This is a genomic window from Sphingomonas sp. SUN039, from assembly GCF_024758725.1.
Lineage (GTDB): Bacteria > Pseudomonadota > Alphaproteobacteria > Sphingomonadales > Sphingomonadaceae > Sphingomonas_O.
In genome coordinates, this window is the sequence record NZ_CP096972.1 from 1,220,901 (window position 1) to 1,245,343 (window position 24,443).

The window sequence follows — 24,443 nt, forward strand, 5'->3', positions numbered from 1 at the left end:
ACGATATTGCGTCCGGCAAAGATATGTCAATTGGAATATGTTTAGTCAGCGTCCCGTCCAGACGGGTGCGCGCTTTTCGACAAACGCCCTCGGTCCTTCGGCGTAATCCTCGCTTCGGCGGAGCGTCGCAAAACGTTCGGCGACCACCGCACGGGACCCGCCATCGGACTGGCCCGCACTCGCGCGGATTGCGGAGAGTGAGTATTGGACCGCGAGCGGCGCATTCGCCGCGATGGTCTCCGCAAGCGCCTTGGCCGTCGTCAGCGCCTCACCGGGCGGCACGAGACGGTTGACCAGCCCGTAGCGATAGGCAAGCGCCGCGTCGAAAGGCTCGCCAACCAGAACGATCTCCTTGGCGATATTGAGTGGCAAGGCGGCAGGCAGCCGATGAAGCCCACCCGCGCCTGCCATCAGCCCGCGCTTCACTTCGGGAAGGCCAAAACGTGCATTCTCGGACGCAACGATCATGTCGCAAGCGAGGCAGATCTCACATCCGCCCGCCAGCGCCATGCCTTCGACGGCAGCGATCCAAGGTTTGGTGCGCTGGGCATAAACGAATCCGGCAAAGCCACCGTTCGCGGTATCGATCCCGAGCGCTTTTCCGGCGGCAATGGCTGACAAGTCGGCGCCTGCGCAAAACACACGATCATCGCCCGAGGTGAGAATAACGACCCTGATATCCGCCTCGCCCTCGATCCTGCGCACGATCGCTTCCATTGCCATCGAGGTTGCCGGATCGATGGCGTTGCGCTTTTCAGGACGGTTTAGCGTGACGAGCGCAATGTGCGGCGCGACAAGTTCGAACAAGATGGGATCTGGCGCTGACATTGGCTCGGACATCGAAAATTCCCCCTTTAAGCTTCCGGTTATGTTGCCATGGTCGCATCTGCAACAATTGAAAGGCAAGCAGTGCATTGCGTTGTTTTCATCGCGTGCCGGGATCGCTAAGCTGCCGACTTGCAACCGGCACAGCGCAGGAACGACCACCCATGCACCCGCGACTCCATGCCGACACGATGTCCGAAGCTACCGCGCTGGTCCTGTCGACGTCGGGCGAAAGAGTAACCTATCGCGCGCTCGAGCGCCGCGCCAATCGCGCGGCACATGCGTTGCGCGCTCTCGGTCTCGTTCGGGGCGATACGGTCGCTATGGCCTGCGAAAACCGGGCCGAATTTCTCGAAGTTTACTGGGCGACGCAACGGTCGGGGCTGACGCTCGTGCCCTTATCGACGCGACTCAAGGCCAGCGAGATCGCCTATATCGTCACCGACTCGGGCGCTAAGCTGCTGTTGATCACAGCTGCAATGGCCGAAACCGCGCGCGAGCTCGTTTCGACGCGGCGACGCATTGTCGGCCTCGAACAAATCGTTGCCATCGACCCCATCGACGCATTGCCCGATTGGACCGCCTTGTGTGCCGCGCAACCCGACGGCCCGATTTCGGACGAGTCCATCGGCGGGCGGATGGTATATTCGTCGGGAACGACCGGGCAGCCCAAGGGGATCCGCTTCCCGCTCGCCAACGGGTCGCCGGTTCAGCCCAGCGCTGCCGCGCAGCTATTCGGTGGGCTTTACCGGCTCGGCGCGGATACTGTCTATCTCTCCCCTGCCCCGCTGTACCACAGCGCGCCGATGGGCTTCACGACCTCGGTCCAATCGCTGGGCGGAACCGTCGTACTCATGCCGAAATTCGACCCCGAGCTTTTCCTCGAAGCGGTCGAGCGATGGCAGGTCACCGCCGTCATGATGGTACCGACAATGTTCATCCGGCTGCTCAAGCTGCCCGCCGAAGTGCGTGCTCGCTACGACTTGTCATCGCTTAAAACCGTCGTCCATGCTGCCGCGCCCTGCCCCGTGCCGGTCAAGCGTGCGATGATTGACTGGCTTGGACCGATCATCGAGGAATTCTACGCCGGATCCGAAGGCAACGGCCATGTCGTGATTTCAAGCGCGGAATGGCTCCGGAAACCAGGCTCTGTTGGCCGGGCCATCGTCGGCACGATCCACATCTGCGATGACGACGGCAACGAACTGCCGGTCGGTGAGGTCGGTACGATTTACTTCAGCGGCGGCAAGTCGTTCAGCTATCACAATTCACCCGACAAGACGGCCGCTTCGCACAACCCCCGCCACCCTGACTGGTCGACGATGGGCGATGTCGGACATGTCGATGACGAAGGTTTTCTGTTCCTGTCGGATCGCAAGGATTTCATGATCATCTCGGGCGGGGTAAACATCTACCCACAAGAGGTCGAGAATTTGCTGATCGGCCACCCCGGTGTCGCCGATGTCGCCGTCTTTGGCGTACCGCATCCCGATTTCGGCGAGGAAGTAAAAGCTGTCGTCCAGCCCGCCGACTGGAGTCTCGCGGGGGCTGCCTTTGCCGACGAACTCATGGCCTGGACCCGCGCACAACTGGCGGACGTCAAATGCCCCCGCAGCATCGACTTTTTGCCGGCCTTGCCCCGTGCTGAGACGGGTAAGCTTTATAAAAAGGAACTGCGGGCGCGATATTGGGCGGAAGCGTGATCGAAGAACCAATCCGGGCAGGTGCTCTGCACCGCGTCGCCGCTGCCGAATGCCGGGTTCGGCTCTTGGGCGTACGACGACGCTGCTACCTCCTTTACGCCGCAGCGAACGAAAACGAACATCCTGCCAAATACGGCGCAACGGGGGCTTTTTAAGCTCGCTGTAAAATCGAAGGGCATTCAGCTTCTAACTCAACCCCCTCCCCTAGTGCGGCGCGCGGGCGGTTTCGAAGTCGGCTAGCGCGCGCCAGATGCGCTTGCCGAAATCGCGCCCAGCGTCGCTGTCAATCTCGTCGACATGAGCGTGCAGCTCGGCGAGCAGTGTCCGGAGTCGGCTACTCTCCGCGTCGAGTTCGCTGATCTTCAGCCCCGGGTCGCGCGACCTCGCGGCCTCGGCAATGCGCAGAGCAAGACCGGCGTCGCCAATCAACGCCTGCGCATCGGCAAACATTGCGCGGACCCGGATATGCTCAGCCACGCGGATCGCTACCGCGTCATTGACCCATCCGGCGTTGAGCGTCAGCAACAATTCGGCAAGTCGCGCTGTCTCGCCGGCAAATTTGTCGTCGATGGCGGGGGCGATCCGCGTCCGCAGAATATCGGCCACGCCGCGCAACGCAGTCTCAACGGTGAGGATCATGCCATCGCTCCGCGTTCGCGCATCAGCGTCAGTAGGTGCTTGCGATGGAAATGACCCGCGCGCAGCGCCGACATGGCAATTACCATCTCCTTGCTTTCGCCCGAGGCGAAGCTGGCTTCTGCGGTTGTCCAGATCGCCGACGCCTTAACCGCCGAAAACAGCCGCCACCACTCCAGCGCGTCGCGATCCGCGCGCATGCCACTCGCCGTTTCCCAGATTGCCAGCCCGTCGCTAAGCGGCAAATGCCGAGTCATCGGCCAGAACGGGTCTATCGCCCAGGCGATGTCCTCCATAGGATCGCCGATATGGCACATCTCCCAGTCGAGGATGCCGCTGATCCGCCCGTCCTCGGTGAACAGAAAATTGCCCGAGCGATAATCGCCGTGGACGATGGCGGGCTTGGTCGGGGCCGGTGGCGGGTTGCGCCGCAACCACCGGATCGCACCACTCAGCGCAGGCTGGACGAGCGTTTCAGCTGCGGCGATGATATGTTCCCACCGGTCGAGCTCGATCGACCAGAAGCCAGTCTCGGCCTCGCCGTTGCGGAGGCGCTGCAACCCTACGGCGCGGTGGTCGATGGACGCGAGTATGCCGAGATGATGCCAGAATGCGCGGGCCACGAGATCGCCAAGCCCGTCATAGGGATCGCCCGGCGCATAAGGGTGACCCGGCTTGCCGTCGCACAGATCCATGATGAAGAAGGGGCGGTCGAGCCAGACAGGATCGAGCTCGAGAAAATGCACCGCTGGCACCGGCACATCGCTGCCAGCCAATGCACGATAAACCTCGTATTCTAGGTCGTGTTCGCCGACAACCAGCCCCGCATTCGGCGCGCGCCGCAGGATCAGCTTACGGTCGACGGTTACGGCGCCCACCGACCACCGCGCGCGCAGGCGAAATGTCTCCTGGCTGCTGCCACCGTGAATTTGGTGGACCTCATCGACCGCGATGTCGCTGGCATCGGGCATCCGGTGCGCCAGATACGCGACGATCCGCGCGTCCATCAGCGCGCAGTTCCATCGCAAAAACCAGTGAAGCCGAGGCGACGATGCGGCCCCATGCTGAGCGATTCGAAGCTGCCAAGGCCGTGCTGCACCCGGCCATCGCTCGTCGTAAGCGTCGCCCGCGTAACGGCCTGCACATAGATATACGGTGGCTTGAACTCGTTAATGTCGTTGGCGACGATCTCGTCGTAGCCAATGGCCAGCGGCCCCTTGTTGAGGCCATGCGACCATTCGGGGTCGAGATAGCCAATGCCGGTCATGAAGAATTTGGGGCCGGGCTTCAGGTCGATCCGCGTGCCATCGCCCATCGTGATCGTGCCGCTCACCGGCCAGCGCGTGCCGGGCTGATAGGCGACCTCGATCGTCGCGGTGTCGATGTGGTCGATGCGGCCACTATCATGCACGATGACTGCCGATTTGTGCCATGCCAAGCCTTCGGCATCTTCGTTGATAAGAAACAGCACACCGCGATCCTCGAATTGGGCGGGCACCCAGAACCAGTGAAATTGCGGCACCTGTGCAGGCACCGCTTCCTGCGGATCGCGCGCGCCAATCGCGCGCACGCCCCATGACCGGTCGCGCACGCCTTGAACCTGACGACCGTCGAAGTGCACATCTTGGCCACCAGCGTGGACCCAACCCGAATAGCGGCCCAGTTGCGTGAGGCGCGTGAAATCCATCACCATACGCGGCCCGTTGCGGCGCGTGACCCGCGGTTCTTCGACGGGAGGTGTCCGTCCTTCGAAGATGATGTCGGCCGTGATACCGTGCTCGTTGTCGTCGACGACAACGCGCAGACGTTGGAGGGGCTCGAGCACTTCGACCCGGATCGGACCGACCTGCGTATCCATCCTTTCCATGTTCAGATGCCGCGACGCGCGGATGTTGTATTGAATGTCGCCGATGCGCACGCCGAACGCCGCGTCCATGATGTTGAGGTGCGGATACACCCCCAGCGCGGCCGCGAAATAGAGGTGCCCATCCGCCGAATAACCGTTGAAGAAATAACGGTCGTAGAAATTGCGATCCGATCCCGCATAGGCGATCGGTTCGGGTGTCTGATGGATCGGATAGTCGTCGGCCTTGGTCAGCATAAGCGGATCCGATCAGCGAACTTCATAGAATTCATAATGCAGCGTTGCGCCCTCCGCACCGATGGCGAGCTTGCCTTTGCCCACCGCCTGAATCCGGTTGAGCCACGCATAGCGTTCGTCGCCGGTCTCGAACACCGGCGCGACATAGGCCGTGATCCCTGCCTTCATGTCGGAGAGATCGAGACGGCCGCCATATTGCACATAGATCAGCGCGTCATCCGATGTCTTGAGTGTCATGCGCGCATCGATGACGCCGATAGCGCCGGTGCGAACCAGCCAGTCAGCTGCCGCCACACCGGTCAGTGCCGCGTTCAGGCGCTCGCCGGTTACAGTGACGCCGCGTATCTCGCCCACGCTCCGTTCCCCGGCCGGGCCGATGCCGATAGCAATCGACGGCGCGAGGTCGATAGCGACGGTGCACAGCGGAATGAGTTCGATCATCGTCGTTTCCCTTAATTGTCAAATACGATCACGGTCCGTGCAACTTCGCCCTTGCGGAGATCGTCGAACGCTTCGTTGATTTCGCTTAGCGGTCGTCGGCGCGAGATCAGTTCGTCGAGCTTCAACTTTCCCGCCATGTAAAGGTCGACATAGCGCGGAATGTCGATGGCGGTGCGGACGCCCCCCATCATCGAGCCTTGCAACCGTTTCTCACGGAGCAGCGCCAGCGCCGGGATGGTGACCATCGTGTCGCGCTTGCCCGCGCCGAGCACGGTCGCAACGCCGCCCTTGGCGAGCATGTTGAACGCGTCTTCGATGGTCTCTTTGCGGCCGATCGCCTCGATGGCGTGATCGACACCTTTGCCTCCCGTGAGCGCCATAACCGCATCGACGACGCCGTTGGTCGACGCATCGATGACATCGGTCGCGCCGAACTGCTGCGCCATCGCGAGCTTTATGGGGAGGCGGTCGATGGCGATAATACGCCCCGCCCCTGCCACTGCGGCACCGTTGATCGCAGCGAGCCCCACGCCGCCGCAGCCAATCACTGCAATGCTTTCGCCCGGCCGCACACCCGCACTCCGCACGACCGCGCCAAAGCCGGTCGCGACGCCGCAACTGATGAGGCAGGCGCGATCGAGCGGCATGTCCTTGCGAATGGAGACACAGCCGCTTTCGTGCACCAGGATGTGTTCGGCGAACGCGCCCATGTTCATGAACTGGCCGATGGCCTCGCTTCCGATGGACAAGCGCGGGGACTGCCCCGCTCCGCGCATCGCATCCGGGTTGGCGCAGCGATTGCCATGTCCGCCATCGCACTGGTCGCAGTGGCCGCACGGGAAGGTCAGGCTGATGATGACATGATCGCCCGGGCGTACGGCGGTCACCTGCGCGCCAACCCTTTCGACAATCCCCGCGGCTTCATGCCCCAGGATCGCCGGCAGCGGATGCGGCAAATCGCCCACGGCGATATGCAGATCGCTATGACACACCCCCGCCGCTGCCATGCGGACAAGCACTTCGCGCGGGCCTGGGTCCGCGACGACCACGTCTTCGATCTGCATCGGCGCATTGTTCGCACGGAGAATTGCCGCTTTCATCGAATCTATCTCCGGTCTCAATTATCTATTTACCTGCGAAGCGGATGCCGGCATCGAGCCGGAACGACTGTGCATTGATATAGGCATTGGTACACAGTTCCAGCGCAAGGCTGGCAAACTCTTCCGGCTCGCCAAACCGATGCGGAAAGGCGGTCATGGCGGTCAGCTTGTCCCGCATTTCCTGCGGTGCCCGGTTCATCAGCGGCGTGCTGAAAACGCCGGGAAGGATTGTGTTGATGCGGATCCCGAAACGCCCGAGGTCGCGCGCGATCGGCAGGGTCATCCCGCTGATCGCTGCCTTGCCTGCGGCATAAGCCGCCTGACCCATTTGGCCGTCTTGTGCCGCAACCGAGGCGGTGCAGACGATCGCGCCGCGCTCGCCGTCGACGGCATCCATCGTTGCGGCACCCGCAGCAAAACGGGTAAGGGTGGCGAACGTCCCGACCGCGTTCAACGCGACAACGCGCGCAAATTCGGCGGTCGGAAAAATCGAGAACTCGCCGGTTTCCCGGTCTTTTCGAATCGTGCTCAGGGCATTGCCGCCCCCGGCGCAGGCGACAAGGACGCGCTCCTGACCGTGCGCAACGCGTGCCTTGGCGAAGGCGCTGTCAAGGCTTTCGTCCGACAGGATGTCCGCCTGGCAAAAGAGCGCACCGGTCTCGACCGCTGCCTGTTTGCCTGCGTCAGCATTCATGTCGAAGATCGCGACGCGCGTCCCTCGGGCGCGCAGCGCCTTGACCGTCGCCAGTCCCAGACCGGATGCGCCGCCGGTCACAACAGCAGCGATGGTGTCGTCTAGTTTCATGCGAAAAGCTCCATCTTCGTCGCAACAGGCCCCGAGAATTCACGACTAAGCACGGTCTGTTCCTCTCCGCGGGCAGCTTAAGGCAGTCCTCCCGGACACTACGAATGATCTTTGCCATGTGCATTGTTGCCGACGAGAAACCAAGCGAAATTCTGATTGGGAACTTCCATCGAAAAATGTAATGCACGTGTAGCGATGTGTTATGAACGGGAAGGCTTGCATCCCCAGGGGTGCCTTGCCTAATCGATCGGAACGATCGGGCGGTCCATCAGGGGCTGCGGTCAGGAGCTGGATGATGAATTTCGAACCGTCCGACGATCAGGCAATGATCGCCGAAACTTTCGCACGCTTCTTCGAAGAAAACAGCAGCATGGCGCGCGTGCGTGCGGCAATGCCATCCGGTTTCGACCCCGAACTCTGGCGCAGCTTTGCCGAAATGGGCGGATTCGGCATTCGCGTGCCCGAGGCGCAGGGCGGATCGGGACTCGGTCTTTTCGACGCAGTGCTGGTCATGGAAGAAGCCGGACGCAGTCTGGCGTCCGGACCGGTCGCCGAAACAATGGTCGCTGCCCGCATTCTGGCGGCTTGCGGTGATGCGGGCGCCACGCTGCTCGGCAAGCTGATCGTCGGCGATGCCGTCGTGACGATTGCCTTGCACGATGCTGCCGACACGCCGGCACAATGGGTCGCGGGAGGTGCGGTTGCCGACACCGTCATCACGCGCGATGGCACGGCGCTTTATCTGGTGGTTCCGACAGCGGAAGAGAAACAGATGCGTCCCAATCTGGCGAGCACGCCGATGGCGCGTATCGCGCTCGACGCGCCGGCCCGGACCTTGCTTTCCGACGACTCCGGCGCGCTTCACGCCTTCAATGCGGGCGTCGAGGAGTGGAAGCTGCTCATCGCCGCGACGCTTGCCGGATTGTCTGGGGAAGCCTTGCGGCTGGCCTCGGCCTATGCGTCAGAACGCGTCCAGTTCGGCCAGCTGATCGGGACATTCCAGGGAATATCGCATCCGCTGGGCGATCTCAAGGCCGACACCGACGGCGGAAAATTCCTTGTCTGGCGCGCGATCCGCGACATCGCCGACAGCGTCGATCGCGCCGGCGCCGAGGTATCGCTTGCGCTTTGGTGGAATGCGCGCACGGCGGGACGGGCCGTAGCGCAGGCACTGCACACTTTCGGCGGCTATGGCCTGTCGACTGACTATGACATCCATCTATATAATTTGCGTGCCAAAGCGTTGCCGTTGATCTTGGGGGACCCGGTGCAGCTGCTCGAAGAGGCCGGCCGCCGCTTGTATCACGGCGAAACGGCCGCCCTGCCCCAGGCCGGCGATGTCTCAGTGGAGTTCGATTTCGGTGACGAGGCCCGTGCGCTGGCTGCCGAGGTCGATGCCTTCTTCGAGGCGAATTTGACCCCCGAACTCCGCGCCCGCGCGCATTATTCGTTCGATGGCCACGTCCCCGAATTCCACAAGAAGATTGCAGAAGCAGGCTTGCACTTGCCGTCATGGCCGCAAGAATATGGTGGCCGTGACGCCAATGCCTATGCCTCGCATGCTGCTTATGCTGCGTGGGAAAAGCACGGCTGGACAACGCATGCAGTCGGTGTGACGGGACTTGTCGGCACGATGATCCGCATGTTCGGCAGCGACGAGCTGAAGGACGAAGTGCTCAGCCGCATTATCGCAGGCGACTGTATCTGCAGCCTCGGTTTCAGCGAGCCGGCGTCGGGGTCGGATGTGTTCGCTGCCAAGACGCGCGCCACCCCTGACGGTAATGGCTGGCGGATCGACGGCCAAAAAATGTTCACCTCGGGCGCAAACATGGCCGATTATGTGCTGATGCTCGCGCGGACCGACCCTGATTCTGCCAAGCATCGCGGCCTGACCATGTTCATCGTGCCGCTAAAGGCCGAAGGCGTCGAAATCCAGCCGGTGTATACGTTTCAGGACGAGCGCACGAACATCACCTTTTATGATGGCGTCCGCATTCCCGACAGCTGGCGGCTAGGCGGGGTGAACGATGGCGCGCGCGTGATGTCGCAGGCACTCGGCATGGAACACGGGGCGTCTTGGGACAAGACCCAGTGGCACATGCTGCGCGAAGCCGAAACCTTCTGCCGCGACACCATACGTCGCGGCGTCGCCATGATCGAAGACGACAAGGTCGCGACGCGGCTCGCGCGGGTCGTCGGGCACAACCTGATCACAGAAATGCTCGGCTGGCGTGCCATGTGGGCGGCGGTCGAGGCCAAGCCGCACCAGGGCCAGGGATCCATGGGCAAGCTGTTCTCGTCCGAGGCGTTCCTGCACGATTCGGCCGATCTGCTCGATCTGTGCGCGCCGGAATCGTTGACCGAGACGACGGGTCCGGCGGCGTACATCAACCTGTCGTACCGCCACGCGCAGGGCACCACTATTTACGGCGGCACCAGCGAGGTCCATCGTAGCGTCGTCGCTGAGCGGGCACTGAACCTGCCCCGCACCCGCGCCTGACGCTGGAAGCAAATTGGGGAACCAACGACGATGAGTGACGCACCGCATATGCTGGTCAGCGACGAAGGGGCCATCCTGATCGCGACCTTCAACCGTCCCGACAAGCTGAACGCAATGAGCGTGCAGTTGATGAGGACGCTCGGTGAAACGGTCGCACAGTTCCGCGACACTCCCGGCTACAAGGTCATGCTGATCCGCTCGACGGGGCGCTATTTCTCCTCGGGCGCCGATCTCAAGGATCCCGAGGCGCACGGCACGCTTCCACCGGACACCGCGTCGGGCATCCGCGAGATGCACCGCCGCCTGCCGACCGACATGCGCCGTATCTGGGACGAGATCGAGCATATCGAAAAGCCGTTTGTCGTCGCGCATCAGGGGACATGCGTCGGCGGCAGTCTCGAGATGTCATTGTCGTGCGATTTCCGGCTGGCCGCCGAAAGCGCGCGCTATGCGTTCCCGGAAGGGAAATTCGGCGTCCTGCCGGCGACCAACGGAGTCAGCCGCTTGACGCGCATCGTCGGGCCGCACTGGGCGCGCTTGCTGATCATGGCGAATATGCCTGCTGACGCACGCGAGGCATGGAACATGGGCCTTGTTCACAAGGTCTTTCCCGATGCCGGTTTCGACGAAGAGGTGATGGCGTTTTGCCGCCACCTTGCCGACCAGCACGGCGAACAAATGGGTGCCGCCAAAATTGCAATCGAACTCGCGGCCGATCTCGGCGCGGATCAGGCCGCCGCGGTCGAGCGTATGGCGAACAGCGCGCTGATGCTCAACCCAGACTACCAGTCGATCCTGCGCGCCCATGTCGCGGGGATCGGCAGCAAGGGTTAGGCAGCCTTCGTCACCGCGTGTTTTGCCGCGACATAGCCCCAGACGAACGACGGCCCGACGCTCGCTCCGGCACCTGCATAGTGCCCGCCGAACACCGACGCCGTGGAAATCCCGGTCGCATAAAGGCCGTCGATCGGCGTGCCATCGTGGCGCAGCACGCGGGCGTGGGCGTCGGTGACCACGCCGCCATAGGTGCCAACGTCACCCGGCAACACCTCAACGGCGTAGAACGGTCCCTGCTCGATCGCGCCGAGCGAGGCGTTCTTGGGGTGATAGGCATCACCCAGCCACTTGTCATAGGCGCGCTCACCGCGATGAAAGTCTTCATCGACGTTCTTTTCGCAAAAGCCATTGAAACGCTCGACTGTCGCTCGCAACGCCGTCGGCGGGATATTGAGCTGCATTGCAAGTTCTTCGATCGTAGCCCCCTGTTTCAGGTAACCGCTATCGGTCCATTCCTTGGGCTTCTTGCCCGGCATCGTGCTCCCCAGCATGTATTTTTTCATGAACTGTGCGTCCATGATCGCATAACTCGGGATGGCCGGCGCGATCTTGTTGCGGTCGATGATGCCTTGGCAATAGGCCATGTACGATCCGCTCTCGTTCATGAAGCGCTCGCCGGTCTGGTCGACGAGAATGGCATGCGGTGCGGCAGTCGTGCCCTGCACCACCGCCTTCATCCAGTGCTTCTCATGACCGGGCGGCAGCGTGATCTGGTTGCCGACAAACTGGTCCATCTGGGCGATCGCCGCGCCATGGCCCATCATTTCCTGGATCATCTCGCCGGTGTCACCCTCGGCTGTCATCGACCAGTCGCTTTGGGTCCCGGGTTGATACTCGTCGCGCATCGCCTGATTGTGCGAGAACCCGCCGGCATTGATCAGAACCCCGGTCTTTGCACCAACGCGCCAGGGCAGTCCGTCCTTATCGGCGACGACACCCGTAACCCGTCCATCATCCTCGATCAGGGCGGTTACGGGCGCATTGTTTCGAATCTCCGCGCCGGCTTTGATCGCTGCCTGCAACATCCGGCCCTGGAGCGCCGCACCTGCAGTGACATAGTGCTTGCCGGTCAATTTTGCCCAGATCGTGCGCCCGACAAGCTTGGCGGCAGCCTTGCGCGCTTCACCTGATTTGGTGACGTACCGCAGCTTCAGCATGTCATCGAGCGAGGCCTGCATCGACAGAAAATTGGGGCGCAATTTCTTGGCCCATTCGCCCAGTTCCTTGACGTTGAACAATTGAGCGACAACCGTCCGGCCCTGTTCGGATCCGCCGGGAAGCTCGTCATAATAATCCGGCCAGTACGAGACACGGTCGAGCTTGATTCCCTGATCGACGAGGAAATCGACCATCTCGGCACCTTTTTCGACATATGCTGCGCGTCGGGCGCGCGTAGCACCGGGTGTGTCGTTGTGATCGCCGACGGCATTGTCGAGATACTGCATCGCCTTTTCGAAACTGTCCTCGACCCCGTCGCGTTTCATGAAGCGGTTGTTGGGAATCCACATCACCCCGCCCGACCGCGCCGTCGTGCCGCCGATCAGGGACGTCTTTTCCAGGATCAGGACCGACTTTCCAGCCTGGCGCAGCACAAGCGCGGCGCACATCGACCCGCCACCGCTGCCGACCACTACGAAATCAAAGGTCTCGTCGAAATTGCTCATGGGAAAATCCTCTCGCCTTGCGGCAGCTCAGGCTTGTCTGGTTTCGGGCTTCTCACGCACCAAGGTGCGCTTGAGCTGGCGGCTGTTGAACAGCCATTTTCCGTCGGCCTTTTCGTAGGTCTCGTGGTAAAAGCCGAAGCCGTGGATCAGCAGTTCGCCGCTGGCCGTGTCGAAGATCAAATCCTCCATGCCCCATATGCTTTTGGCCGTCGTGGCGGACTGAAAGGTGATGTCGGGCGTGTGGGAGTGATGCACAGAAGTCTTGGTCTCATCGAGAAGCCGGGAGACATTTTCGATCATGACATCGGCCGATTCCCAGCGCTCGTATCCATCATTGTGCGACACGTGATGATCGACATGGAGTGAGCGGTACAGTGCCCAGTCCTTGGTATCGACCGCCCGGTCGCGCCGCGCTTTGAGCAGCCTGATCTCCTCCAGCGCGAGAAGATATTCGATGTCGCTCATGCCGTGCATAGGTCTCTCCGGTTCGTCATCCGTCAATTGACGATTTTGGGTGGGAAAACGGCGCCCGGCGATTTCCGGGTAAAATAATATTTCAGCGACCGGCGCGTGAACAGCCAGAGTCCGCCACGTTTCTCATAGCGCTCAAAATAATGGCCGAAGGCCTGAAACCAGTGATCATGCCCGTCCTGTTTCCAGAACGACATGCCTTCCATCGCCCAAATACCTGTGGCGCTTGTCGGCGTCTCGAAAGCGATTTCGGGCGTATGCGAATGGTGCATGGTAGTCAGATGCTCCATGCTCTTGGCGACATTGGCGACCATTTCCTTCGCCGTCGTCCACCGGCCATAGTCCCCGTTTTCCGAGACATGATCGGGCGCATGCAGCGACTCGTACAGCGCCCAGTCCTTGGTATCCGCGGCACGGTCGCGCCGAGCCTTGAGGAGGCCGATCTCCTCAAGCGCGGTTAACTTGTCGAGGCCCGTCAGCGCGTCCATCGATCAGCGTCAGCCTTTCAACTTCGCGCAGACTTCGCGACCGAACCAGTCGACGCTTTCGACGAAGTGCTGGCGGCTCGAATGCGGAACGTCGACCATCGTCCAGGTCACCCCGACCGCCGTCAGGTCATTGACCGCCGCGATATAGCGTTCCGCCGTTTCGGCGTTCAGCGCCTTGATGCTGGCCTTGGCACCGATTGCCACATCGAACGATCCGGTCCGTCCGGCCTCTGCGCGCAAAGTCTCGATTTGCTTGATCGCTTCGCCGAGCTGTTCGATCGTCTGAATACCCGATTCCTGATTGGCCGCCGTCATCGTCGGTGCCGCAAAGAACGGAGACCAGCCGTCACCGCGCAGTGCGGCGCGCTTTATAGCCGCCGGGCTGCCCCCGCCGATCCAGATCGGGGGCTGTGGCGACGGGATGGGCCGCGGTTCGTTGCCGACCGCGTTGAAGTTGATCCCCTCCTTGACCACGACGCCGCCAGCCCAGGCCATGCGGATCGTATCGAGTGCCTCGTCGAACAACTTTCCGCGCTTGTGGAAATCGACTCCCAGGGCGTCGAACTCCCCCTTCTGATACCCCGCGCCCGTGCCCAAGATCAGTCGTCCGCCGGACAACACTTGAATCGTCGCGGCTGCCTTGGCCGTGAGGAATGGATTGCGGTAGGCCATGACGACGATATTGGTGTGGAGCATCAGCCGCTCGGTCTTGGCCGCGATAAACGCGAACGTACCGAACGGATCGAGCGCGTCATGGCCGTTCGCGTGCAGCCAGGTCGCATCGGGGGCGGGATGATCGGTCAGATAACAGGCATCGATCCCGGCCACGTCCATGGCATGCGCCATTTCGGACACTGCCGCGCCGGTCTGGAACTCGCCGGGCGTGATGTTGCCGGTCGGTATATCCATCGTGAACTTCATTTGTCATCTCCGGCGTCTTGTTTGAATGGACTAGCCTGTAGTGGGGCCTTCGTTGAGCCGGCCCAGCAGCTGCGAGCCTGCCGGATTGCCATCGAGCATCCAGTTCTGGCGAAACACGATCTTCCAGCGCCCATCGGTCTGGCGTGCGAGTTCGATCCGCGATGCGCTCAGCCGCCCGATGAAGAAGCCGTTCTCGCCGTGCATGTTGACCATGGTGTGACAGGTAGCCACGGCATGGTCTCCGTCCAGCACAACGTACGGCGCCGTCGAAATATGCGCGCAGCCCGCCGCGACATAGGCCAGATGCCCGGGATCGCGCGTAATCGCTTCGATCGTCGCGCGGCCTTCGATCCGGCCGATATCGCCGACGGCATAGATGCCTTCGTCGACGTAAAAGGACCCGACGGCCTCGGCATTGAGCCCGTCGACCGCGTAGCCATAGCCGCACACAACCTGACGGATCGCTTCGCGATCCTCGAGCGCCTGAAGCCGTTGGTCGATGCTGTGCCCCGTCATCCGACCATATACCCGCCGGCGTCGCAATTGATCGACTGGCCGGTTATCGTACGGGCTTCGTCGCTGGCGAGGAACAACGCGAGATAGGCGATGTCGAGCGGGGTCGAAATCGTCCGCAAAGCCACGCTCTCAAGCGCCTTTGCTTTCCAGTCCTCGAAACTGACACCCTGTTCGGCCGCCATGCGCTTGCCGTAGTTGATCCACAGGTCGGTTTCGATTCCGCCAGGCACGAGGCAGTTGCAGCGGATACCCTGTGGGCCCACTTCGAGCGCCACGGTCTTGGTGAGCGCCCGTAAGGCGGCTTTGGCCGACACATAATGCGACTTGCGCGGCATTCCCGGCCAGGCCGCCGTCGACGAGAAATTGATGATCGAGCCGGTCTTGCGCGCGAGCATCGAGCGGTTGAGAACTTCGCGGGTGCACAGCATCGCCGCCGTCAAGTCGACCGCGATGGTTGCATTGAAATTTTCAAGCGTTTGCTCCCAGACCCATTTGTCCTGGCCCGGCGCGGCGGCATTGTTAAGCAGGATATCGACCTGCCCGAATTCGGTCATCGCGCGATCGACCATCGCTGCAATATCGGTCTCGCGGGTCACGTCGCAGCGCATGCCGATCGCCCCCTCGCCAGCGGCGTTTGCCGCTTCGATGACCAGATCCTCGCGCCGAGCCGACAACACCACCCGCGCGCCCTGCGCGACGAACAGCTTGGCCATTACCGGACCGCAGCCGGTGCTCGCGCCGGTAATGATAGCAACCTTGCCGGCAAGCCGCCCATTGGTCGAACTCATGGCCATCCTTCCTTGCGGGTCGGGCTTCGCTGGCCCGCACGCTGTCACAATGCTACGCGCAATGTGCATTCTATTCCACCGCCGCTAGCTGAATCAAGTGCCGGGCGCAATCGCTCTCGCTCGCTTGACCGCCCCCCGGCTGCAACTTAATGACATGACTGATGTTCATTTTCGGCAACACGCTGTCCGCCGCCGAGCGCGCGGTCCTGACAAGTCCGCTCGCCGAGATGCTTGGCGCGGCGGAAGCGCTGACGCTCGCGGGGCATGGGCCTGTTGTAACCTATTCGCGCAAGGTCTTTATTCCGTTGACCAAGCTGTGCCGCGATGTTTGCCACTATTGCACCTTTGCCCGCCGTCCGTCGGAGTTGAAGTCACCTTATCTGTCGCTCGACGAGGTCGAGGCACTTGCCCGCCAAGGGGAGGCAGCAGGATGCCGAGAAGCTCTGTTCACGCTTGGCGACCGGCCTGAGGCACGGTTTCGCATCGCCCGTGAATGGCTCGATCGGCACGGTTATGCCAGCACTCTTCACTATCTTGCGGCAGCGGCATGCCGGGTTCTCGAGACAACCAGTCTGTTACCCCATTTCAATCCCGGCCTTCTGACCGGCGCGGACTTTGCGAAGCTCCGCCCACTCGCGCCGTCGATGGGACTGATGCTCGAGTCGATATCACAACGGCTGTGCGAACCGGGCCAGCCCCATTTCGGTTCACCCGACAAATTCCCTGCCGCACGGCTCGAAACGCTCCGGCTTGCCGGCGAGGCCAAAGTCCCGTTCACCACCGGCGTGCTCATCGGCATCGGCGAAACCCGCGATGAGCGGATCGATACGCTGCTCGCCATTCGCGACCTCCACAGGCGCTACGGCCACGTTCAGGAAGTCATTGTCCAGAACTTCTGCGCCAAACCCGATACGCAGATGCACGATGCGCCCGAACCTTCGCTTGAGGAGCACCTTTGGACCATCGCAGCGGCGCGACTGTTGCTCGGTCCCGACATGTCCATCCAAGCACCGCCCAATTTGCAACCCGGTGCACTCGCCGACCTGATCCGCGCGGGCGCTAACGATTGGGGCGGCGTGTCGCCGGTCACGCCCGATCACGTCAATCCCGAACGCCCCTGGCCGAACCTTGTCGCACTTGAGGCCGAGACGCTGGCCGCGGGACGCGTGTTACGGCAGCGCCTGACAGTCGGCCCCGCGTATGCGCGCAACGCCGAAATCTGGGTCGATCCCGCACTCCAGTCCGCTGTGCACCGTGCCGTCGATGGGCGCGGGCTGGTGCGGGAGGATGACTGGCATGCCGGCACCGGCAAGGTCCCGCCTGCCGCGCCGCCAATGATCGTCACCGGGACTGACCCGCACGTCGATGCCGCGCTCAACCAAGCCGAGCGCGGGGCGACCCTCGACACCGCGCTGATCGCGGATCTGTTCGCCGCCGAGGGGCGCGACCGCACGCGGATCGTAGCGCTGGCTGACGAACTCCGTCGCGCACGTGTCGGCGACCGCGTGACGTATGTCGTCAACCGCAACATCAACTATACGAACATCTGCCTATACCATTGCGGCTTCTGCGCCTTTTCGAAGGGCAGTATGCGTTCGGAGCGCGGCCCCGCTTATCGCATCGACCTCGACGAAATCGCGCGCCGCGCGACCGAGGCGCATGAACGCGGCGCCACCGAAGTCTGCTTGCAAGGCGGCATCCATCCAGCGTTCGACGGCAACACCTATCTTGGGATCATCCGCGCGGTAAAGCAGGCGGTGCCTGTTATGCACATCCACGCCTTCTCGCCGCTCGAAATCCATCACGGCGCGACGACGCTGGGGCTGCCGCTGGGTGACTATCTCATGATGCTCAAGGAGGCGGGCCTCGCGACGCTTCCGGGAACAGCTGCCGAAATCCTCACCGACCGTGTCCGGGCGATCATCTGTCCCGACAAATTGACGACCCCACAGTGGCTCGACGTCATGCGCGCCGCACATGGCATCGGCCTGCGTTCGACGGCGACCATAATGTTCGGCCATGTCGATACCTATGCTGACTGGGCCGCGCACCTCGTTGCCGTGCGCGACTTGCAGGCGGAGACGGGCGGTTTCACCGAATTCGTTCCCCTGCCCTTTGTTCACATGGAGGCCCCGATGTGGCGCAAGGGTCGGGCGCGGTCGGGGCCGACGTGGCGCGAGACGCAGCTTATGCATGCGATTGCGCGGATCGCGCTCGATGGCAACATTCCCAATATCCAGGCGAGCTGGGTCAAACTTGGCAATGCCGGCGTCGAGGCGATCCTTCAGTCAGGTGCCAACGACCTCGGCGGGACTCTGATGGACGAATCGATTACACGGGCCGCAGGTGGCCAGAACGGCCAGCACAATGACGTTGCCGCCCTGCGCGCCCTCGCGGCGCGGATCGGACGTCTGGCGGTGCAGCGAACAACGACATACGGCAATCCTGCCGCTCCCAACCGCATCCTGGAAAGTCAGACATGAGCCTCCCCACAATCGCGATCATCGGCGGCACCGGAAATCTGGGGAGCGCCATCGGTTGGCGGTTGGCACGCGCCGGTTATGCGATCACTCTCGGCTCGCGGTTGGCAGAAAATGCCCAGACTAAGGCGACGGCGCTCGGCCATGGCATGACCGGGGCGAGCAACGCTGAAGCGGCGGCTGCGGGCGAGATCGTCATCGTGGCCGTGCCTTTCTCGGCGCAGACCGCGACCTATGCCGAGATCAAGCCGCACGTCGCGGGCAAGATCGTTGTCGACACGACTGTACCTCTGGTGCCCCCTAAAGTGATGCGCGTTCAGCTCCCGCCCGAGGGTTCGGCCGCCGCACTTGCCGCTGCCGCGCTCGGCGACGGCGTGCGCATGACGTCGGCGTTCCACAATGTCGCCGCGCACAAATTGGCGCAGGACATCGCCATCGATTGCGACATCCTTGTTTTTGGCGACGAGAAGGACGCGCGTGCCGAAGTGGTTGCACTGGCTGATGCCATCGGCCTGCGTGGCGTCCACGCGGGCGCGTTGGTCAATTCGGCGGCGGCGGAGGCGATGACTTCGCTACTGATTTTCATCAACAAAACCTACCAAGTCGATGGCGCGGGGATTGCGATTACGGGTAAGCTGGTGCCTATCAGCTGAGGAATCGGGATGCTTGCGTTATTGCCCGTCGACGGGCTGCCGGAAATCCGTCCGGGGGACGATTTGCCCGCACTTCTGGCGAAGCGGCTGCGCGCGGGGGCAAGTCCCGCGCTCGCCAATGGCGACGTCTTGGTCGTGACCCAAAAAATCGTATCGAAGGCCGAGAACCGGTTCGTCGCGCTCGCCGATGTCACACCATCGGCCCGGGCGGTCACGCTCGCGCAGCAAACAAACAAGGAAGCTGCACTGGTCGAACTCGTCTTGCGCGAATCGACCGATATAGTCCGCGCGGCACCGCATGTCCTCATCACACGGCACCGGCTGGGACATATCATGGCCAATGCCGGGATCGACGCTTCGAACATCGGTCAGGCCGACGCAGCCAAGGTGTTGCTGCTGCCTGAAGACCCCGACGCCAGCGCCGCCGTCATTCGGGCGCACCTCCTCGAACATCTCGGCTTAGATGTTGCGGTCATTATCAGCGACAGTTTCGGGCGCCCTTGGCGCATGGGGACCATCAACGTCGCCATCGGCGTCGCGGGAATGGCCGCACTGTTCGACGAACGCGGCAAGGCCGACCGTGACGGGCGGGAATTGCAAATGACGCAGATTGCCGTGGCCGACGCTATTGCCGCAGGCGCGGGGTTGGTCATGGGCGAAGGGAGCGAGGGGATACCCGTGACTGTTGTGCGCGGCTGGGTTGACCATGGCACAGCCCAAACCAGTGCATCGCTGCTCCGTCCCCAGACAGAGGATCTGTTCCGGTGACAGGGGTTGTCGTTCTGACTGGGGGCGTTGGCGGCGCAAAACTGGTCGATGGCCTTTATCGGACGCTTCCAGCCGGAACCTTGTCTGCGATTGTAAATACCGGCGATGATTTCGTCCATCTGGGACTCACCGTATCGCCCGACATCGACTCGCTGCTGTATCTGTTGTCGGGTCAGGCCAATCGCACCCTTGGCTGGGGGCGCGAGGGCGAAAGCTGGAACTTCATGGACGCATTGCGCGGACTTGGTGGCCCTGGCTGGTTCAACCTCGGCGACGGCGACCTTGCGTTGCATGTAATGCGAAGCGAGGCGCTGAGATCGGGGCAGACTTTGACGGCGATCACCGCACAATTTGCAGCGGCCTGGTCGCTCGACCTTGCGGTTCTGCCGATGAGCGACGCGACCGTCGCGACTTGGCTCGATACCGACCAAGGCGCGCTATCGTTTCAAGACTATTTCGTCGCATGCCAGTGCAGGCCAATTGTGCATGCAATCCATTATGTGGGTGCCAATCTGGCCGAAGCTTCGACAGATGTTGTCGGTGCACTTGCAGATGCGCGCGCGATCGTAATTGCACCGTCGAACCCGTGGTTGAGCATCGACCCGATCCTTGCGGTCCCGGCAATCCGCAAGGCTTTGCACGACCGAACGGTGCCTGTCGTTGCGATTTCACCGCTGGTTCAAGGTAAGGCGGTCAAGGGGCCGACCGCCAAGCTTATGGCCGAATTGGGCATCGCGGCCACAAATGCGTCGATTGCCGCACATTATGCCGGGTTGATCGATGGCATGGTCATCCACGACGGCGACGACAGGCCAACTGGGCTTGCCGTCGCGGTAATCGACACGCTGATGCACGACGAAGGCGACCGCAGCCGGGTGGCCAAGGCTGCCCTCGATCTCGCCACACGGCTGGGAAGTTGATGCGCTGGACGGCAGTCGTGCCCTTGAAGCAAACCGATGCGGTCAAGTCGCGTCTTGGTGGCGTTTTGCCGGTCGGCGCGCGCACCGATCTGGTCGAGTCCATGGTCCGCCATGTCCTCGGCGTGCTGCGCAGTGTGCCGCAGGTGGGACGCATCGTTCTCTTGACCACGTACCGCCCCCCTTGGTGGGACGGCGATTGGGCGGACGACGGCGAAGCCTCGCTTAACGACGCTCTTGCCACCTGGCGGGCGTCGCACGGCAAAGGAGCGATCGTCGTCGTCCACGGCGACTTGCCCTATGTGTCGAACTTGGATGTGCAGGCGCTACTCGACGCCGCGACCCAGGCGGGGGCCGCAATGGCGACCGACACGCATGGCACGGGCACCAATGCGCTTGCGATCGCCGACGAGCGCCCGTTTACCTTCCAGTTCGGCCCTGGTAGCAGGAAGGCACACGCTGCCGCAGGTCAGCTCATCTGCCTCGACCGTCCGGGCCTAGCGCGCGATATCGACACGCCCGGCGACCTCGCAGCGCTCATCGAAGCTGAAGTCTACTCGATGTAGCCAATGACAGTACCGACTTCGTAGGTCTCGCCCGCTTCGGCTTCGATCCGGAGAATCCCGGTTGCCGGTGCCTCGACCTCGTTGGTCGATTTGTCGGCCTCGAGCGCATAGAGCGGCTGACCCTCGGTCACATGGTCGCCGTCAGCGGCCATCCACTCGGCAATCTGCCCCTCCGTCATCGAAAAGCCGATCTTGGCGAGGATGATCTCGGTTGCCATCTAATTTGCCTTTCTTGTGCGAATAATAATGAGAATGTTCAGCCCATCGTCGGGATGACGAAGCTGTTGGCCCCGTCGCCCGCGAGGTCATTGGCGCCGCCGTCAGGCCAGCGCTGGGTGACGGTCTTGACCTTGGTCCAGAACTTCACGCCCTCCATGCCATGCTGGTTGGTGTCACCAAATGCGCTACGCTTCCATCCACCGAAACTGTGATAGGCGACCGGCACCGGGATTGGCACGTTGATGCCGACCATGCCGACATTGACCCGCGCGGCAAACTCGCGTGCGGCATGTCCGTTGCGTGTAAAAATCGCGACGCCGTTGCCATACTGATGCTCGCTCGGCAGGCGGAGCGCGGTCTCGAAGTCGGGCGCACGCACCATCTGAAGCACGGGCCCGAAAATCTCTTCCTTATACGCCTCCATCTCGGTGGTGACGTGGTCGAACAAAGTGGGGCCGATGAAGAACCCTGCCTCATGCCCCTGCAGTGTGAAGCCACGCCCGTCGACCACGAGCTCGGCACCCTCATCGACGCCGGTCTGGATCCAGCTTTCGATTCTGGCCTTGTGTGCCGCCGTCACGACCGGGCCATAATGCGCGTCCGCGTCTGTCGATACGCCGACGCGGAGCGCCGCCATGGCCGGGATCAGCTTTTCGCGCAGCGCGATTGCGGTCTTTTCACCCACCGGCACCACAACGGGCAGCGCCATGCAGCGCTCACCCGCTGATCCGAAGGCTGCGCCCGAGAGATCGTGCACCACTTGGTCGAGATCGGCATCGGGCATGACAATGCCATGGTTCTTGGCCCCGCCCATCGCCTGTACGCGTTTGCCCGCCGCCACGCCGCGCCGGTAAACATAGTGCGCGATCTCGGACGATCCGACGAAGCTGACGGCGCCGATTGCCGGATGATCGAGGATTGCGTCGACCATTTCCTTGTCGCCGTGGACGACTTGGCAAATGCCCGCCGGCAAGCCTGCTTCGAGAAAAAGTTCGGCAAGCACATTGGGCAGGCTGGGGTCGCGTTCGCTGGGCTTTATGATGAAAGCATTGCCGGTCGCGATCGCGGGCCCGCACATCCACAACGGGATCATGCCGGGGAAGTTGAACGGCGTGATCCCTGCCCCGATCCCGATCGGCTGGCGCATCGAATAGACGTCGATGCCAGGGCCTGCACCCTGGGTGTATTCGCCCTTCAGGACGTGCGGAATGCCACAGCAGAACTCGATGACTTCCAGCCCACGCTGGATATCGCCCTTGCTGTCGGCAATAACCTTCCCGTGCTCGGACGACAGTAAATGCGCCAGTTCGTCGATCCGAGCCTCGACCAGCGCCTTGAAGTTGAACATGACGCGCGCGCGCCGTTGGGGATTGGTCGCCGCCCAGCCGGGCTGTGCCTTTAACGCGGCCTGCACGGCTCCATCCAGAACCGCCGCATCGCCTAGCTCAACCCGCGCTTGTACCGCCCCACTATTGGGGTCGAAAACATCCCCGAAACGCGCCGCAGGCAAGCCTGCGCGGCCGCTGATGAAATGGTCGATTACGCGCATCGAGGGTCCTTCAAAGTTCGAGCACCGTGCGCGCCGTGTCCGGCAACCCGTTCCAGCATTCAGGCTCGCGTGCGATGCATCCCGTCTCGCAGGTCAATACGGCGCTTCCAAAGAATGGCAATAGGTATGTGCATTAAGGCAAGACTTGTTCGACAAGGCGGACTTTGGAAGACGTGTAAGGTCCGGTAACTTCTCCGTCAGCCTCTGGCGCCTCGCTGGACCCCGTGCCAACACGGATGCTCGCGCGCCGACGAAGCCGTCGAAACATCGGCAGGCGATTGCTGCTGGGCAACCCGACCGCTTTTCAGGGGAGGACGATTTATATGAACGAGGCCATCGAGCCCTTTGTCATCGATATAGCCCAGGAAGCGCTTGATGACCTTCGCGACCGCTTGCAGCGGACGCGCTGGCCCCAGGAGATCGGCGACAACCGAAACTGGCAGGCCGGGGCCAACCTTGCGTACATGCAAGAGCTCACCGACTATTGGCTGAACGGCTACGATTGGCGCGCGCAGGAACGGGCGATGAACGCCTTCCCGCAATTTCGCACGACGATCGACGACGTTCCGATCCATTTCATCCAAGTGAAGGGCAAGGGTCCGAACCCCATACCGCTGATTGTCAATCATGGCTGGCCGTGGACATTCTGGGACATGCGAAGGATCATCGGCCCGCTGTCCGATCCCGCCGCGCACGGCGGCGATCCGGCAGACGCCTTCGACGTCATCGCGCCGTCGCTCCCTGGCTTTGGCTTTTCCAGCCCGCTCGAAAAGCCCGGTATCTATTTTGCGCCGACCGCTGACCTGTGGGCCAAACTGATGACGCGCCTCGGCCATGAACGGTTCGCGACGCAGGGCGGCGATATCGGCGCGTTCGTGTCCGCCATGCTCGGGCATAAATATCCGCAGCGGGTGATCGGCGCGCACCTGCATCTGTTGGCAGCGCTCAAAGCCCCCTACCCCGCGCCCGAAGATTATGCTCCTGCAGAGGCCGGCTGGCGCGAGAAACACGCCGCATTTTTCGCCCAAGGATCCGCCTATATGCAGATACAGCGGACACGGCCGCAAACCATCTCGTTTGCAATGAACGACTCCCCTGTCGGGCTTGCCGCCTGGCTGATCGACAAGCGCCGGGCATGGAGTGATTGCGCCGGCGATGTCGAAACAGTGTTCAGCAAGGACGATCTGATTACGGCCGCCATGATCTATTGGCTCACCGAAACTTATGAGAGCTCGGCGCGGCATTATTATGAAGGTCGGCCCGAGAATTTCATCCCCGCCTTCGTTCATGATCGTGTCCCCGTCGTCGAGGCGCCGACCGGTATTCTGCAGTTTCAAGGCGATATCTGGCTGCAGCCGCGCAAATGGGCAGAACGCTATTACAATCTCAAGCGCTGGAACGTCATCGACACGGGCGGTCACTTTGCGCCGATGGAAGCACCCGGGGTACTGATCGACGATCTGCGGGCCTTCTTTCGTCCGCTGCGCAAATAGAC

Annotated in this window: 24 protein-coding genes; 9 read left to right on the forward strand and 15 right to left on the reverse strand. The window is 62.3% G+C overall.

Going from position 1 to position 24,443, the window contains the following annotated elements:
- Positions 1-45: 45 nt before the first annotated feature.
- The gene (locus tag M0209_RS05945; RefSeq protein ID WP_258887370.1) at positions 46-807 is read right to left on the reverse strand and encodes an enoyl-CoA hydratase-related protein; all 762 of its coding nucleotides are present in this window, start codon (positions 805-807) and stop codon (positions 46-48) included.
- A gap of 182 nt (positions 808-989) precedes the next feature.
- Here M0209_RS05945 and M0209_RS05950 point away from each other — a divergent pair, with 182 nt between their 5' ends.
- A complete protein-coding gene (locus tag M0209_RS05950) occupies positions 990-2,528 on the forward strand; it encodes an acyl-CoA synthetase (RefSeq protein ID WP_258887371.1) in 1,539 nt (512 codons plus the stop codon).
- A 204-nt stretch (positions 2,529-2,732) separates the two neighbouring features.
- On the opposite strand, the gene M0209_RS05955 is transcribed toward M0209_RS05950, so the two are convergent.
- The 6 genes from M0209_RS05955 to M0209_RS05980 are packed head-to-tail and all read right to left on the reverse strand — an operon-like array spanning position 2,733 to position 7,611.
- A complete protein-coding gene (locus tag M0209_RS05955) occupies positions 2,733-3,167 on the reverse strand; it encodes a hypothetical protein (protein ID WP_258887372.1) in 435 nt (144 codons plus the stop codon).
- Positions 3,164-4,171, reverse strand: a complete 1,008-nt coding sequence (locus tag M0209_RS05960; RefSeq protein ID WP_258887373.1) for a phosphotransferase family protein — start codon at positions 4,169-4,171, stop codon at positions 3,164-3,166. Before M0209_RS05960 ends, M0209_RS05955 begins: the two co-directional genes overlap by 4 nt.
- Entirely contained in the window at positions 4,171-5,265 is a 1,095-nt protein-coding gene (locus M0209_RS05965) for a hypothetical protein (RefSeq protein WP_258887374.1), read from the reverse strand. Before M0209_RS05965 ends, M0209_RS05960 begins: the two co-directional genes overlap by 1 nt.
- 12 nt (positions 5,266-5,277) lie before the next feature.
- Positions 5,278-5,706, reverse strand: coding sequence for a DUF3237 domain-containing protein (locus M0209_RS05970; RefSeq protein WP_258887375.1), 429 nt, complete (start codon positions 5,704-5,706; stop codon positions 5,278-5,280).
- A gap of 11 nt (positions 5,707-5,717) precedes the next feature.
- Positions 5,718-6,806, reverse strand: a complete 1,089-nt coding sequence (locus M0209_RS05975) for a Zn-dependent alcohol dehydrogenase (RefSeq protein ID WP_258887376.1) — start codon at positions 6,804-6,806, stop codon at positions 5,718-5,720.
- Between the two features lie 25 nt (positions 6,807-6,831).
- Positions 6,832-7,611: an SDR family NAD(P)-dependent oxidoreductase gene (locus tag M0209_RS05980; RefSeq protein WP_258887377.1), complete on the reverse strand. Its 780-nt coding sequence runs from the start codon at positions 7,609-7,611 to the stop codon at positions 6,832-6,834.
- A 292-nt stretch (positions 7,612-7,903) separates the two neighbouring features.
- Here M0209_RS05980 and M0209_RS05985 point away from each other — a divergent pair, with 292 nt between their 5' ends.
- Positions 7,904-10,111: an acyl-CoA dehydrogenase gene (locus M0209_RS05985; RefSeq protein ID WP_258887378.1), complete on the forward strand. Its 2,208-nt coding sequence runs from the start codon at positions 7,904-7,906 to the stop codon at positions 10,109-10,111.
- A gap of 30 nt (positions 10,112-10,141) precedes the next feature.
- Positions 10,142-10,945 (forward strand): enoyl-CoA hydratase/isomerase family protein, encoded by an 804-nt coding sequence (locus M0209_RS05990; RefSeq protein ID WP_258887379.1) that lies wholly within the window; start codon positions 10,142-10,144, stop codon positions 10,943-10,945.
- Here the strand turns inward: M0209_RS05990 and M0209_RS05995 are convergent.
- Genes M0209_RS05995 through M0209_RS06020 form a run of 6 tightly spaced genes read right to left on the reverse strand, consistent with a single transcriptional unit; the run spans position 10,942 to position 15,796 of the window.
- On the reverse strand, positions 10,942-12,612 hold the full coding sequence (locus M0209_RS05995; protein ID WP_258887380.1) for an FAD-dependent oxidoreductase: 1,671 nt from the start codon (positions 12,610-12,612) through the stop codon (positions 10,942-10,944). The two genes, M0209_RS05990 and M0209_RS05995, sit on opposite strands and share 4 nt — an antisense overlap.
- A gap of 27 nt (positions 12,613-12,639) precedes the next feature.
- On the reverse strand, positions 12,640-13,077 hold the full coding sequence (locus M0209_RS06000) for a nuclear transport factor 2 family protein (protein WP_258887381.1): 438 nt from the start codon (positions 13,075-13,077) through the stop codon (positions 12,640-12,642).
- 32 nt (positions 13,078-13,109) lie between these two features.
- Positions 13,110-13,571, reverse strand: a complete 462-nt coding sequence (locus tag M0209_RS06005) for a nuclear transport factor 2 family protein (RefSeq protein WP_258887382.1) — start codon at positions 13,569-13,571, stop codon at positions 13,110-13,112.
- Between the two features lie 9 nt (positions 13,572-13,580).
- Complete coding sequence (locus M0209_RS06010) at positions 13,581-14,492, reverse strand: TIGR03619 family F420-dependent LLM class oxidoreductase (protein WP_258887383.1); 912 nt, start codon at positions 14,490-14,492, stop codon at positions 13,581-13,583.
- A gap of 30 nt (positions 14,493-14,522) precedes the next feature.
- Positions 14,523-15,008, reverse strand: a complete 486-nt coding sequence (locus M0209_RS06015; RefSeq protein ID WP_258887384.1) for a nuclear transport factor 2 family protein — start codon at positions 15,006-15,008, stop codon at positions 14,523-14,525.
- The gene (locus M0209_RS06020) at positions 15,005-15,796 is read right to left on the reverse strand and encodes an SDR family NAD(P)-dependent oxidoreductase (RefSeq protein ID WP_258887385.1); all 792 of its coding nucleotides are present in this window, start codon (positions 15,794-15,796) and stop codon (positions 15,005-15,007) included. The genes M0209_RS06015 and M0209_RS06020 overlap by 4 nt, the downstream gene beginning before the upstream one ends.
- A gap of 161 nt (positions 15,797-15,957) precedes the next feature.
- Here M0209_RS06020 and cofH point away from each other — a divergent pair, with 161 nt between their 5' ends.
- Genes cofH through cofC form a run of 5 tightly spaced genes read left to right on the forward strand, consistent with a single transcriptional unit; the run spans position 15,958 to position 21,180 of the window.
- Positions 15,958-18,279 (forward strand): 5-amino-6-(D-ribitylamino)uracil--L-tyrosine 4-hydroxyphenyl transferase CofH, encoded by a 2,322-nt coding sequence (gene cofH, locus M0209_RS06025; protein WP_258887386.1) that lies wholly within the window; start codon positions 15,958-15,960, stop codon positions 18,277-18,279.
- Entirely contained in the window at positions 18,276-18,929 is a 654-nt protein-coding gene (npdG, locus tag M0209_RS06030; RefSeq protein ID WP_258887387.1) for an NADPH-dependent F420 reductase, read from the forward strand. The genes cofH and npdG overlap by 4 nt, the downstream gene beginning before the upstream one ends.
- Positions 18,930-18,938: 9 nt before the next feature.
- Entirely contained in the window at positions 18,939-19,697 is a 759-nt protein-coding gene (gene cofE, locus M0209_RS06035; RefSeq protein WP_258887388.1) for a coenzyme F420-0:L-glutamate ligase, read from the forward strand.
- On the forward strand, positions 19,694-20,617 hold the full coding sequence (gene cofD / locus M0209_RS06040) for a 2-phospho-L-lactate transferase (RefSeq protein ID WP_258887389.1): 924 nt from the start codon (positions 19,694-19,696) through the stop codon (positions 20,615-20,617). Before cofE ends, cofD begins: the two co-directional genes overlap by 4 nt.
- Complete coding sequence (gene cofC, locus M0209_RS06045; protein WP_258887390.1) at positions 20,617-21,180, forward strand: 2-phospho-L-lactate guanylyltransferase; 564 nt, start codon at positions 20,617-20,619, stop codon at positions 21,178-21,180. The genes cofD and cofC overlap by 1 nt, the downstream gene beginning before the upstream one ends.
- Here cofC and M0209_RS06050 read toward each other — a convergent pair.
- Positions 21,168-21,398 (reverse strand): biotin/lipoyl-containing protein, encoded by a 231-nt coding sequence (locus M0209_RS06050; RefSeq protein ID WP_188445217.1) that lies wholly within the window; start codon positions 21,396-21,398, stop codon positions 21,168-21,170. The two genes, cofC and M0209_RS06050, sit on opposite strands and share 13 nt — an antisense overlap.
- A gap of 38 nt (positions 21,399-21,436) precedes the next feature.
- Entirely contained in the window at positions 21,437-22,948 is a 1,512-nt protein-coding gene (locus M0209_RS06055) for a CoA-acylating methylmalonate-semialdehyde dehydrogenase (protein ID WP_258887391.1), read from the reverse strand.
- A 323-nt stretch (positions 22,949-23,271) separates the two neighbouring features.
- Between M0209_RS06055 and M0209_RS06060 the strand changes: the two genes are divergently transcribed.
- Entirely contained in the window at positions 23,272-24,441 is a 1,170-nt protein-coding gene (locus M0209_RS06060; protein ID WP_258887392.1) for an epoxide hydrolase family protein, read from the forward strand.
- Positions 24,442-24,443 lie beyond the last annotated feature (2 nt).

Coding starts and splice junctions, on each gene's coding strand:
- M0209_RS05965 (WP_258887374.1), bottom strand. CDS start 5,265: ATGCTGACCAAGGCCGACGACTATCCGATCCATCAGACACCCGAACCG.
- cofE (WP_258887388.1), top strand. CDS start 18,939: ATGCTTGCGTTATTGCCCGTCGACGGGCTGCCGGAAATCCGTCCGGGG.
- M0209_RS06060 (WP_258887392.1), top strand. CDS start 23,272: ATGAACGAGGCCATCGAGCCCTTTGTCATCGATATAGCCCAGGAAGCG.
- M0209_RS06050 (WP_188445217.1), bottom strand. CDS start 21,398: ATGGCAACCGAGATCATCCTCGCCAAGATCGGCTTTTCGATGACGGAG.
- npdG (WP_258887387.1), top strand. CDS start 18,276: ATGAGCCTCCCCACAATCGCGATCATCGGCGGCACCGGAAATCTGGGG.
- M0209_RS05990 (WP_258887379.1), top strand. CDS start 10,142: ATGAGTGACGCACCGCATATGCTGGTCAGCGACGAAGGGGCCATCCTG.
- M0209_RS06015 (WP_258887384.1), bottom strand. CDS start 15,008: ATGACGGGGCACAGCATCGACCAACGGCTTCAGGCGCTCGAGGATCGC.
- M0209_RS05985 (WP_258887378.1), top strand. CDS start 7,904: ATGATGAATTTCGAACCGTCCGACGATCAGGCAATGATCGCCGAAACT.
- M0209_RS05975 (WP_258887376.1), bottom strand. CDS start 6,806: ATGAAAGCGGCAATTCTCCGTGCGAACAATGCGCCGATGCAGATCGAA.
- M0209_RS05950 (WP_258887371.1), top strand. CDS start 990: ATGCACCCGCGACTCCATGCCGACACGATGTCCGAAGCTACCGCGCTG.
- M0209_RS06010 (WP_258887383.1), bottom strand. CDS start 14,492: ATGAAGTTCACGATGGATATACCGACCGGCAACATCACGCCCGGCGAG.
- M0209_RS05955 (WP_258887372.1), bottom strand. CDS start 3,167: ATGATCCTCACCGTTGAGACTGCGTTGCGCGGCGTGGCCGATATTCTG.
- M0209_RS05980 (WP_258887377.1), bottom strand. CDS start 7,611: ATGAAACTAGACGACACCATCGCTGCTGTTGTGACCGGCGGCGCATCC.
- M0209_RS05995 (WP_258887380.1), bottom strand. CDS start 12,612: ATGAGCAATTTCGACGAGACCTTTGATTTCGTAGTGGTCGGCAGCGGT.
- M0209_RS06005 (WP_258887382.1), bottom strand. CDS start 13,571: ATGGACGCGCTGACGGGCCTCGACAAGTTAACCGCGCTTGAGGAGATC.
- M0209_RS06055 (WP_258887391.1), bottom strand. CDS start 22,948: ATGCGCGTAATCGACCATTTCATCAGCGGCCGCGCAGGCTTGCCTGCG.
- M0209_RS05970 (WP_258887375.1), bottom strand. CDS start 5,706: ATGATCGAACTCATTCCGCTGTGCACCGTCGCTATCGACCTCGCGCCG.
- M0209_RS06000 (WP_258887381.1), bottom strand. CDS start 13,077: ATGAGCGACATCGAATATCTTCTCGCGCTGGAGGAGATCAGGCTGCTC.
- cofH (WP_258887386.1), top strand. CDS start 15,958: ATGTTCATTTTCGGCAACACGCTGTCCGCCGCCGAGCGCGCGGTCCTG.
- cofC (WP_258887390.1), top strand. CDS start 20,617: ATGCGCTGGACGGCAGTCGTGCCCTTGAAGCAAACCGATGCGGTCAAG.
- M0209_RS06020 (WP_258887385.1), bottom strand. CDS start 15,796: ATGAGTTCGACCAATGGGCGGCTTGCCGGCAAGGTTGCTATCATTACC.
- M0209_RS05960 (WP_258887373.1), bottom strand. CDS start 4,171: ATGGACGCGCGGATCGTCGCGTATCTGGCGCACCGGATGCCCGATGCC.